Raw genomic sequence first — 9174 nt, forward strand, 5'->3', positions numbered from 1 at the left:
GATCAAGCCTCGCCTTTCTCGTCTTTACCTATCAGCAATTTGGTGTCGCTCAGGTACATATGGCGCGGCACTTGCAGGTTGTCCGGCGCCGGCTTGTTCTTGAACACGCGGCCTGCCATGTCGAAGGTGGAGCCGTGGCAAGGGCACAGGAAGCCGCCTTCCCAGTCATCGGGCAGCGACGGTTGCGGGCCGGGGGCAAATTTCGAGGAAGGGGAGCAGCCCAGGTGGGTGCAGATGCCGACGGCGACGAGAATTTCAGGCTTGATCGAACGCGCCTCGTTCATGCAGTATTCGGGCGTGAATTCGGCGGGATTGCGCTGGGAATTGGCATCGGCGACTTTGCCGTCGGTCTTTTTCAGCGACGCGATCATTTCCGGCGTGCGCTTCAGGATCCAGACCGGCTTGCCGCGCCATTCGACGGTGCGCATTTCGCCGGGTTGCAAGGTGGTGATGTCTACTTCGACCGGCGCGCCAGCCGCTTTCGCGCGCTCCGACGGCTGGAAGGTGCTTACCAAGGCTCCCGCGGTTGCCAATCCAACTACACTGCCCGCCGCGCACGTGGCGACGAGCAAGCCGCGACGGCCTGAATCGACCTGCTTTTCGTTACTCATGCAAACCCCAATCAGTCAAAATGCGAATCTTTATTATGAGTGGCAGCCGCGAAAAACCGTCGCCGAAGCTCTTTCCCACTGATTGCCGCAACCCGCATCTTTGTACGGTAAAGTGGCAACATCCCTGCGGAACTTCGGCCAATGGCGCAGCCCGTGCCAGTTTCTTGTTGATTATCCGGAAGTGAAAAAGCCACTTCTGGCAACCGCAAATTATAAGTGAAGCAAACAACGAATAAAACAAAAACGTTGCTTGTACCATAATTTATATACTTTTGCAGGAGGTGGCTAGTTCTTTCGAACTAGATGCGCCCGGCTGTGCACGAATTGGTCTCGCCAGCAACCACAAGTTGGTGGCACTGGGAATCAATAGTATGATCGGCATGTTTTTTATACATATCCGAAGGAGAAATTCATGGCAATGATGCAAGAATTTAAAGAATTTGCAATGAAGGGCAACGTCGTCGATCTGGCGGTCGGTGTCATTATCGGTGGCGCCTTCGGCAAGATTGTCGATTCCCTGGTGCAAGACGTGATCATGCCGCCCATCGGCCGCATTTTCGGCGGCCTCGATTTCGCCAATTACTACCTGCCCCTGAATGGCCAGGCTACAACGATGACCCTGGTGGAAGCGAAAAAAGCGGGCGCCGTGCTGGCCTACGGTAACTTCCTCACCATTTTGCTCAACTTCATCATTCTTGCTTTTATCATCTTCCAGATGGTGCGCCTGATGAACAAGGCCCGCCGCAGCGAACCGGTCGCGCCAGCCCCGGCACCGGCCACGCCGGAAGACATCGTGCTGCTGCGCGAAATCCGCGACTCTCTGCAGCAGAACGCACGCAACAGCAACAATCTGGCAAAATAAGCCGTTCCGGCACCGGCCGGCTGACCTGGGCAGAGAACTGTATGCGACGATTCTGGTTATTGTTTGCGCAAACCGTGACGATCGCGTTGGCGCTGTACTTTGTGTATGGCGCGCTGCGCCCGGCCAGCCGGGTACAGCAGCTGGGCTCTCCCGCCAAGCCGGTGCCCGTGGTGGAAACGGCGTCGAGCAGCCTGGCGCCCGGCTCCTACCGCGACGCGGCGGCGCGCGCCATGCCCGCCGTCGTCAACATCCTCACCCTGCAAGTGCCCAAGCGCGGCGCCCATCCGCTGGCGCGCGACCCCTTCTTTAAACGCTTCTTCGGCGACCGCGACCCGGACGGCGAGGATGACGATGACTTGAAAAACAGCCTCGGCTCGGGCGTCATCGTCAGCCATGAAGGCTATGTGCTGACCAACAACCACGTGGTCGAAGGCGCCGACGAAATCGAAGTGGTGCTGACCGATGGCCGCAAGGCGCCCGCCAAGGTGGTGGGCCTGGATCCGGAAACGGACCTGGCCGTGATCAAGATCAACCTCGACAAGCTGCCCGTCATCGTGCTGGGCCAGTCGGAACTGGCGCGCGTGGGCGACGTGGTGCTGGCCATCGGCAACCCGTTCGGCGTGGGCCAGACGGTGACCATGGGCATCATCTCCGCCCTGGGCCGCAACAACCTGCACATCAACAGCTTTGAAAACTTCATCCAGACGGATGCGGCCATCAATTTCGGCAACTCGGGCGGCGCCCTGGTCGATACGCGCGGCAATTTGATCGGCATCAATACGGCGATTTATTCGCAAAGCGGCGGTTCCGTCGGCATCGGCTTCGCCATTCCCGTCTCGACGGCCAAGACGGTGATGGAAGCCATCATCAAGGATGGCCACGTGGTGCGCGGCTGGATCGGCGTGGAAACGCAGGACATCACGCCCGAGCTGGCGCAAAGCTTCAACTTGCAGCGCACCAGCGGCGCCATCATCGCCGGCGTGGTGCGCAACGGCCCGGCCGACAAGGCGGGCATCGTGCCCGGCGACATCCTGCTGACGGTGGAAGGCAAGCCCGTCGGCGACACGACGGAAATGCTGAACCTGATCGCCCAACTGCCGCCTGGCGGAAAAGCTAAAATGACGGTGCTGCGCAAGAATCGCGAAGCGGCACTCGACGTGGTGGTGGGCAAGCGCCCCATCCCGAAAGAGCTTTCCAAATAGTTGCTGATCGGAATTTGACACATGCATGTGCGTGATTTGACCCAATTTTTACGTGAACTGAGCGACAACAACAACCGTCCCTGGTTTGTCATGAACAAGCCTCGCTACGACATCCTGCGCGAGGAATTCCTCGCCTTGGTGACGTCACTCATTGCTGAACTCGGCAAGTTCGATCCGGCCGTGAAGTACTGCAATCCGAAGAAGGCCTTGTTCCGCATCAACCGCGACGTGCGTTTCGCGCACGACAAGAGCCCGTATAAAACGCGTTTTTCGGCCGCCATCGCGCCGAACGACATGCGCCGTCCCAGCAAGGCGGGCGGTCCCACGTATTACCTGCAGATCGATGGCCAGGGCAATCTGCTGTTCGGCGCCGGCGAATACATGCCGCCACCGGGCCGCCTGAAGGCGCTGCGCGAGCACATGGTCAACGATGCGCCAGGTTTTTCCAAAGTACTGAAAAATAAGCGTTTGAAGGCCCGTTTCGGCACGATCCAGAACGAGGGCAAGTTGCAGCGCCCCCCCAAGGGCTTCGAGGCGGATGCCGAACATATCGAATTCATCAAGCTGAAGAGCTTTTTTGTCTGGACCGAAATACCGCTGCCCGTGAACGCACCGGAAAAACTGCTGCCGACCCTGGCGGAAGGCTTGAAGGATGCGTGGCCGCTGGTCGAATGGATGCGCGGCGCGAAAGAGCCGGAGGAAGTCACCGAGTAATTGCCGAAGGAGCACATGATGGCACTGGAGCACGCAAGTTCAGGACAGGTGATCGAGGTGCTGCGCAGGGATGGCGACGACCTGTCGCAGTTTTCCGCCATTGCGCTGGCCAGGACGGATGAACTGGAATTGATCCGCATGTGCATGCCCAAGGGCAAGACCATGCCCGAGCATCATGTGCTTGGTGAAATCACCCTGCTTTGCCTGCAAGGGCAGGTGGCGGTGACTGCGCATGGCGGAGAGCACCTGCTGGGGCCGGGGCAGATGCTGTACCTGCTCGGCGGCCAGGCGCACGCGCTGGAAGCGCGCGAAGACAGTTTATTGCTGCTCACCATACTCATGCACAAGGCGGGACGCTAGGCGCCACCCGGTTGATTCTCAGGCTGCCTCGGCGCGCGGATCGCGCGACAGCAACTGCTGCACCATCACGTGCGGCACATCGCCGTCGAACAGCACGCCGGCCACGGCATTCGTAATCGGCATGTCGACGCCCATGCGGCGCGCCAGTTCGCGCACGGCCTTGGCGCACGGCACGCCTTCGGCCACGTGGCCCAGTTCGGCCACGATGGTGTCCAGTGCCTTGCCTTGCGCCAGGCCCAGGCCGACGCGGCGGTTGCGCGACAGGTCGCCCGTGCACGTCAGAATCAAGTCGCCCATGCCCGTCAAGCCCATGAACGTTTCCGTCTGGCCACCCAGGGCCGTGCCCAGGCGCGTGATTTCCGCCAGGCCCCGCGTGATCAGCGCGGCGCGCGCATTCAGGCCCAGGCCCAGGCCGTCGGCCACGCCGGTGGCAATGGCCAGCACATTCTTGACGGCGCCGCCCACTTCCACACCCACCAGGTCGTCGCTCGCATACACGCGGATGGTGCCGCCATGCAAGGCCGAGACGACGGCGCCGCGCAATGGCGCGCTGTGCGAAGCGATGGTCAGCGCGCACGGCAAGCCGCGCGCCACTTCCTGCGCGAACGAGGGGCCGGACAGGGCGCCGCCGGCGACCGTGTCGCCCAGCACTTCCTGCACGATCTGGTGCGGCAGCAAGCCTGTGCCGCCTTCAAAGCCTTTACAGAGCCACACCAGGTTGCCGATGGCCTTGTCTTTCAGCTGCTGCAGCATGGGGCGCAGGCCCGCCACGGGGCAGGCGGCGATCAGGATGCCCTGTTCCCCGCTGGCATGCGCGACGGCGGCGTCGAAATCGGCGCCGATGCGCAATTGCGGCGGCAAAGGGAAGCCGGGCAGATAACTGTTTTCGCCGCTGGCGGCCATGGCGGCCATGGCGTCGCCGTTGCGGCCCCACAGCAGCACGTCGTGGCGGCCGGCCAGGGCCATGGCCACGGCCGTGCCCCAGGCGCCGGCGCCCAGGATGGTGATCTTGCGGGCGGCAGGAATGATATCGGGAGTGACTTCAGGAGAAACTTGCATGCAACCTCAATGGGGCAGGGGGAACGGGTGCGGTGCTTACAAGCCCCACACTTCGCTGGTCTTGACGTAGCCGCTCTGGCCATCCTTGTGGCGCACCTTGACCCAGCCGGAGCCGGGCTGTTCGCTCATTTCCAGCAGCACGCCCTTGTCGACGAGAATGATGGGCGAGGCGTTGTCGTCGGGGCTGGCGCGCACCTTGAGGTTCGCGGCGCGCGCCACGACGTTGCGCTTGGCCGACAGGCCCTTGGCTTCCGTCCAGGCCATTTCGCCGCTGGCGTCGCGTACCTTGACCCATTCGCCATAGCTGAGCACGATTTCCAGCGGCATGCCGCGTGGCGCCACGTACAGCTTGCCGCCCTTGCTGGATGGCGCGTCGTACAGGATCACGGGGTTTGCTCCCACTGTTTTGAAATCGACGGCGTGGCTGGCGGCGGTGGCCAGCAGCAGCACGGCGCCGGCCATCCAGCGGAACTTGCTCAAGAGCGCACTTTTCAACATGATATTTTTTGAACCTTAACGAAACACGGCGGCCAGGCCGCCGTGTCAGGCCAGCCCCAAGGGGCCGGCGGGGTCTTGCCTGCAGCTTAGTGCGTCGTCGCGTCGCCTGCTGGAGCAGCGGCGGCAGCGTCGGCGATGGCTTGCAGACGTTGTTGGTAGAACACTTCGAAGTTGATCTCGGCCAGGTGCACTGGCGGGAAGCCGGCACGGGTGATCACGTCGGCGATGTTGGCGCGCAGGTAAGGGTAGATGATGTTCGGGCAGCCGATTCCCAGCAGCGGATCGAGTTGATCGGCAGGAATGTTGCGTGCTTCGAAAATACCGGCTTGCTTGCCTTCAACCAGGAAAGCGACTTTTTCGCCGACTTTGGCCGTCACGGTGATGGTCACGGTGGCTTCGAAGATGCCGTCGGCCAGAGGCGCAGCGCCCACGTCCAGTGCCACTTCGATGGCTGGCGCTTCTTGTTCCAGGAAAATAGCTGGGGAATTTGGTTGTTCCAGCGACATGTCTTTCAGGTAGACGCGTTGGATTTGGAAGACTGGTTGCAGATTTTCGTCAGACATGGAACGCTTTCGTTGTAAAGGACAAGAACGGCACACCGTTCAAATATGGTGCTTGCGGTATTCAAACCGCGCCGGATAGGCGCGGCCAGATCAGGTGCGAGGGCAATTGTATCAAAACAATACGACAAAAAACCAAGCAATTTCTCGAACCCGCTTTATATCAGGCTGCCGTGCCATTTAACAAGGGGTCCAGCTTGCCGGCTTGATCGAGCGCATACAAATCGTCGAATCCGCCCACGTGGGTATCGCCCACATAGATCTGCGGCACCGTGCGGCGGCCCGTGCGTTCCATCATCTTGATGCGCTCTTCCGGGTCGAGGTCGACGCGGATCTTTTGCACGGCCACGCCCTTGGCTTCCAACAGGCGCTCGGCGCGCACGCAATACGGGCACACGGCGGTGCTATACACAATTACTGGTACGGTCATGTCGATTCCTTCAGTTAAAGCCGGCTTATTTCGCCAGCGACAAGGTTTTCAATGGCAAACCCTGCTTTTTCCATTCGTCGAGGCCGCCTTCCAGGCTTGTTGCCTCAGCGAAACCGGCTTTGCCCAGCAGGCCGACGGCGGTTGCCGAACGCGAACCTTTCTGGCAAACCACTACAATGGGGCGCGTTTTGAATTTTTCCAGCTCGCCCAGGCGTTTTGCCAGTTCCGGCAGCGGAATATTTTTTGCGTCAGGCAAGTGGCCCGTGGCGAATTCTTCCGCACTGCGCACGTCGACGATGATGGATTTGCCACGGTTGATCAGTTGCGTGACTTCCAGCACGGTCGCGCGCTTGCCGCGCATCGACAGCAGTGGCCAGAGGAGGGCGCCGCCGGAAATAATGACGATGGCAAACAGAAAAATGTGGTCGATAATGAATTTCACGTAGGGTCCAATGGTTTAAGTCAATCCGCGCATTATAAAATAGAAGCTGGACGAGGTCTTTTTACGTTTTGCTTTTTTGATTTGAACCCCTTGAGAAGATAGAACTATGTACAAAATCGTTTTCATGCGTCACGGCGAGTCCACCTGGAACCTCGATAACCGCTTCACCGGCTGGACCGACGTCGATCTGACGGAAAAGGGCGTCAACGAAGCCAGGGCCGCCGGCCAGATCCTCAAGCAGGAAGGTTTTACGTTCGACGTGGCCTACACTTCCGTGCTGAAGCGCGCCATCCGCACCCTGTGGCTGGCGCTCGACGAGATGGACATGATGTATCTGCCAATCAAGAACGACTGGCGCTTGAACGAACGCCACTATGGCGCCCTGCAAGGCCTGGACAAGGGCGAGACGGCCGCCAAGTATGGCGACGAGCAAGTATTGGTATGGCGCCGCAGCTACGACACGCCGCCGCCGCCGCTGGCGGAAGACGATGACCGCGCCTCGTTCAACGATCCGCGCTACGCCGGCCTGCCGAAGGCATCGATTCCGCTGACCGAATGCCTGAAAGACACCGTGGCGCGCGTGATGCCGGCCTGGGATGAGGAAATCGCCCCGGCCATCCGCGCCGGCAAGAAAATCATCATCTCGGCCCACGGCAACAGCTTGCGCGCGCTGATCAAGATGCTCGACGGCATCAGCGACAGCGACATCGTCGGCCTGAACATCCCGAATGGCCAGCCGCTCGTGTATGAACTGGACGCCGACCTGAAACCGATCCGTCATTACTACCTGGGCGACCCGGCAGCGATTGCGGCAGCGCAAGCTGCCGTGGCGAACCAAGGGAAGGCCAAGTAACTTGTCGTCTTTCTTCCGCGGCACAGCCATCGCCCCCTCTGCTGAACGACCCCTGCCGGCGTGGCGCGCCGGTGCCATGCTGTGCCTGGCGCTGCTGCTTTCCAGCGGTGCCGCGCAGGGCGCCAAGCCCACCGAACGCAGCAAGCAGAAGGCGGCCGCGGAAGCACAACGTGCTGGATTGCAACAAAAGCTGACGGCGCTCAAGCGCGACATCAGCCGCACGGAAAGCGCCAAGGATGACGCGGCCGATACCCTGGCCGAGTCGGAAGAGGCCATTTCCAACGCCAACCGCGCCTTGCGCGACCTGGCGCAGGAGCAAAGCGAGACGGGCGTGAAACTCAATGCGCTGGGGCAGGAGCACCAGCAATTGACGGCCACGGTCGAGAAACAAAAGACGCAGCTGTCGAAGTTGCTGCGTGAACAATATGTTGCCGGCAACGAAGACCGCATCAAGCTGCTCTTGTCGGGCGACAATCCGAACCGCATCAACCGCGACCTGCAATTGATGGCCTATGTGTCGCAGGCGCAGGCGCGCCTGCTGGAAGCCTTGCGCGCCAACTTGCTGGCCGTGGAGAAAAACCAGGCGGACGTGCAGAACGCCAAGGATGAGCTGGAAGAAATCGCGCAGGAAGAGCGCGACCAGAAGGCCCTGCTGGTGCAGGAGAAGGCGCGCCGCGCTGCCTTGCTGACGAGCTTGTCGCAGCGCCTGGTGGCGCAGCGCAAGGAAGTGGGCAATGTCGAGCGCGACGAACAGCGCATGGGCAACCTGGTCGACAAGCTGGCGAAACTGATCGAAGAGCAGGCCGCCGCCGCCGCGGCCGAAAAGAAACGCCAGCAATTGCTGGCCGAACAGCGCGCCGCCGCCAAGGCCGCCGCCGACGCCAGGATCGCCGCGGAAAAACGCGAACGCCTGCTGGCCGCGCGCGCCAAGGCCGCCCAGGCGCAGGCCGAGCGCGAACGCCTTGCAAAAGAGCAACAAAACAAATCGGGCAAGATCAAGCCGCAGACGCCGCCAGCGCCGCCTGTGAAACTGGAACCGATCGATGACGACGAGCCGCCGCAAGTGGCCAAGGTGGCGCCGAAACCCGAGCCGAAGCCGGAACCGGAGCCGGAACGCCCAAGCCTGGGCCCGGCCGCGCCGGCCGGCGCCTTTGCCAGCATGAAAGGGCAGCTGCGCGCGCCCGTGGCGGGCAAGATCGCCGCCCGCTTCGGCAGCAAGCGCGGTGACGGCCCCAGCTGGAAGGGCGTGTTCATCCGCACAGGAGAGGGCAGCGAGATCCACGCCATCGCCGGCGGCCGTGTCGTGTTTTCCGACTGGCTGCGCGGTTTCGGCAATTTGATCATCGTCGACCATGGCGGCCAGTACATGAGTATTTATGGCAATAACCAGTCCTTGCTGAAACGCGTGGGCGATGCCGTCAAGGGCGGCGACGCCATTGCCAGCGCGGGCAACAGCGGCGGCAACGAGGAATCGGGGCTATACTTTGAATTGCGTCATCAGGGCCGCGCCTTCGACCCCGCCACCTGGGTGAAGTTTTAATTCAGTTCCCACCATTGCTGCGGCAGCGAATTTGTAGATTGCG

General features: G+C 61.4%; 12 protein-coding genes. 6 read left to right on the forward strand and 6 right to left on the reverse strand.

All coding sequences use genetic code 11. The features are described from left to right. Window positions 1-2: 2 nt before the first annotated feature. On the reverse strand, window positions 3-611 hold the full coding sequence (petA, locus tag IGS61_RS14790) for a ubiquinol-cytochrome c reductase iron-sulfur subunit (RefSeq protein WP_034753009.1): 609 nt from the start codon (window positions 609-611) through the stop codon (window positions 3-5). 412 nt (window positions 612-1023) lie between these two features. Here petA and mscL point away from each other — a divergent pair, with 412 nt between their 5' ends. The 4 genes from mscL to IGS61_RS14810 are packed head-to-tail and all read left to right on the forward strand — an operon-like array spanning window position 1024 to window position 3749. Then, entirely contained in the window at window positions 1024-1473 is a 450-nt protein-coding gene (gene mscL / locus IGS61_RS14795) for a large conductance mechanosensitive channel protein MscL (protein WP_076565025.1), read from the forward strand. Window positions 1474-1514: 41 nt separating this feature from the next. After that, on the forward strand, window positions 1515-2675 hold the full coding sequence (locus tag IGS61_RS14800) for a Do family serine endopeptidase (protein WP_230540256.1): 1161 nt from the start codon (window positions 1515-1517) through the stop codon (window positions 2673-2675). Between the two features lie 21 nt (window positions 2676-2696). After that, window positions 2697-3389, forward strand: a complete 693-nt coding sequence (locus tag IGS61_RS14805; RefSeq protein ID WP_230540257.1) for a DUF2461 domain-containing protein — start codon at window positions 2697-2699, stop codon at window positions 3387-3389. A gap of 15 nt (window positions 3390-3404) precedes the next feature. Further along, on the forward strand, window positions 3405-3749 hold the full coding sequence (locus IGS61_RS14810) for a cupin domain-containing protein (protein WP_227742087.1): 345 nt from the start codon (window positions 3405-3407) through the stop codon (window positions 3747-3749). A gap of 18 nt (window positions 3750-3767) precedes the next feature. Here the strand turns inward: IGS61_RS14810 and IGS61_RS14815 are convergent, their stop codons facing one another. From IGS61_RS14815 to IGS61_RS14835, 5 genes are all read right to left on the reverse strand, one after another. Beyond that, entirely contained in the window at window positions 3768-4808 is a 1041-nt protein-coding gene (locus IGS61_RS14815) for an NAD(P)H-dependent glycerol-3-phosphate dehydrogenase (RefSeq protein ID WP_230540258.1), read from the reverse strand. A 36-nt stretch (window positions 4809-4844) separates the two neighbouring features. Next, entirely contained in the window at window positions 4845-5306 is a 462-nt protein-coding gene (locus tag IGS61_RS14820) for an SH3 domain-containing protein (RefSeq protein WP_230540259.1), read from the reverse strand. A gap of 86 nt (window positions 5307-5392) precedes the next feature. Then, window positions 5393-5869 carry a protein-export chaperone SecB gene (gene secB, locus IGS61_RS14825; RefSeq protein WP_076565035.1) on the reverse strand — a complete coding sequence of 159 codons (477 nt, stop codon included), beginning with the start codon at window positions 5867-5869 and terminating at the stop codon, window positions 5393-5395. Between the two features lie 160 nt (window positions 5870-6029). Continuing rightward, window positions 6030-6296 carry a glutaredoxin 3 gene (gene grxC, locus IGS61_RS14830; RefSeq protein ID WP_070220900.1) on the reverse strand — a complete coding sequence of 89 codons (267 nt, stop codon included), beginning with the start codon at window positions 6294-6296 and terminating at the stop codon, window positions 6030-6032. 25 nt (window positions 6297-6321) lie between these two features. Then, on the reverse strand, window positions 6322-6738 hold the full coding sequence (locus IGS61_RS14835; protein ID WP_230540260.1) for a rhodanese-like domain-containing protein: 417 nt from the start codon (window positions 6736-6738) through the stop codon (window positions 6322-6324). Between the two features lie 106 nt (window positions 6739-6844). On the opposite strand from IGS61_RS14835, the gene gpmA reads away from it, so the two are divergent. Together gpmA and IGS61_RS14845 are read left to right on the forward strand one after the other, a co-directional pair. Continuing rightward, complete coding sequence (gene gpmA / locus IGS61_RS14840) at window positions 6845-7591, forward strand: 2,3-diphosphoglycerate-dependent phosphoglycerate mutase (protein ID WP_230540261.1); 747 nt, start codon at window positions 6845-6847, stop codon at window positions 7589-7591. A 76-nt stretch (window positions 7592-7667) separates the two neighbouring features. Beyond that, complete coding sequence (locus IGS61_RS14845; protein WP_230540321.1) at window positions 7668-9131, forward strand: murein hydrolase activator EnvC family protein; 1464 nt, start codon at window positions 7668-7670, stop codon at window positions 9129-9131. The last annotated feature ends 43 nt before the right edge of the window (window positions 9132-9174 follow it).

Source organism: Janthinobacterium sp. FW305-129 (assembly GCF_020858115.1).
GTDB lineage: Bacteria > Pseudomonadota > Gammaproteobacteria > Burkholderiales > Burkholderiaceae_D > Janthinobacterium.

What these genes read in the sequence shown, in the direction of transcription:
- petA (WP_034753009.1), bottom strand. Translation starts at nt 611, where the DNA reads ATGAGTAACGAAAAGCAGGTCGATTCAGGCCGTCGCGGCTTGCTCGTC.
- mscL (WP_076565025.1), top strand. Translation starts at nt 1,024, where the DNA reads ATGGCAATGATGCAAGAATTTAAAGAATTTGCAATGAAGGGCAACGTC.
- IGS61_RS14800 (WP_230540256.1), top strand. Translation starts at nt 1,515, where the DNA reads ATGCGACGATTCTGGTTATTGTTTGCGCAAACCGTGACGATCGCGTTG.
- IGS61_RS14805 (WP_230540257.1), top strand. Translation starts at nt 2,697, where the DNA reads ATGCATGTGCGTGATTTGACCCAATTTTTACGTGAACTGAGCGACAAC.
- IGS61_RS14810 (WP_227742087.1), top strand. Translation starts at nt 3,405, where the DNA reads ATGATGGCACTGGAGCACGCAAGTTCAGGACAGGTGATCGAGGTGCTG.
- IGS61_RS14815 (WP_230540258.1), bottom strand. Translation starts at nt 4,808, where the DNA reads ATGCAAGTTTCTCCTGAAGTCACTCCCGATATCATTCCTGCCGCCCGC.
- IGS61_RS14820 (WP_230540259.1), bottom strand. Translation starts at nt 5,306, where the DNA reads ATGTTGAAAAGTGCGCTCTTGAGCAAGTTCCGCTGGATGGCCGGCGCC.
- secB (WP_076565035.1), bottom strand. Translation starts at nt 5,869, where the DNA reads ATGTCTGACGAAAATCTGCAACCAGTCTTCCAAATCCAACGCGTCTAC.
- grxC (WP_070220900.1), bottom strand. Translation starts at nt 6,296, where the DNA reads ATGACCGTACCAGTAATTGTGTATAGCACCGCCGTGTGCCCGTATTGC.
- gpmA (WP_230540261.1), top strand. Translation starts at nt 6,845, where the DNA reads ATGTACAAAATCGTTTTCATGCGTCACGGCGAGTCCACCTGGAACCTC.
- IGS61_RS14845 (WP_230540321.1), top strand. Translation starts at nt 7,668, where the DNA reads ATGCTGTGCCTGGCGCTGCTGCTTTCCAGCGGTGCCGCGCAGGGCGCC.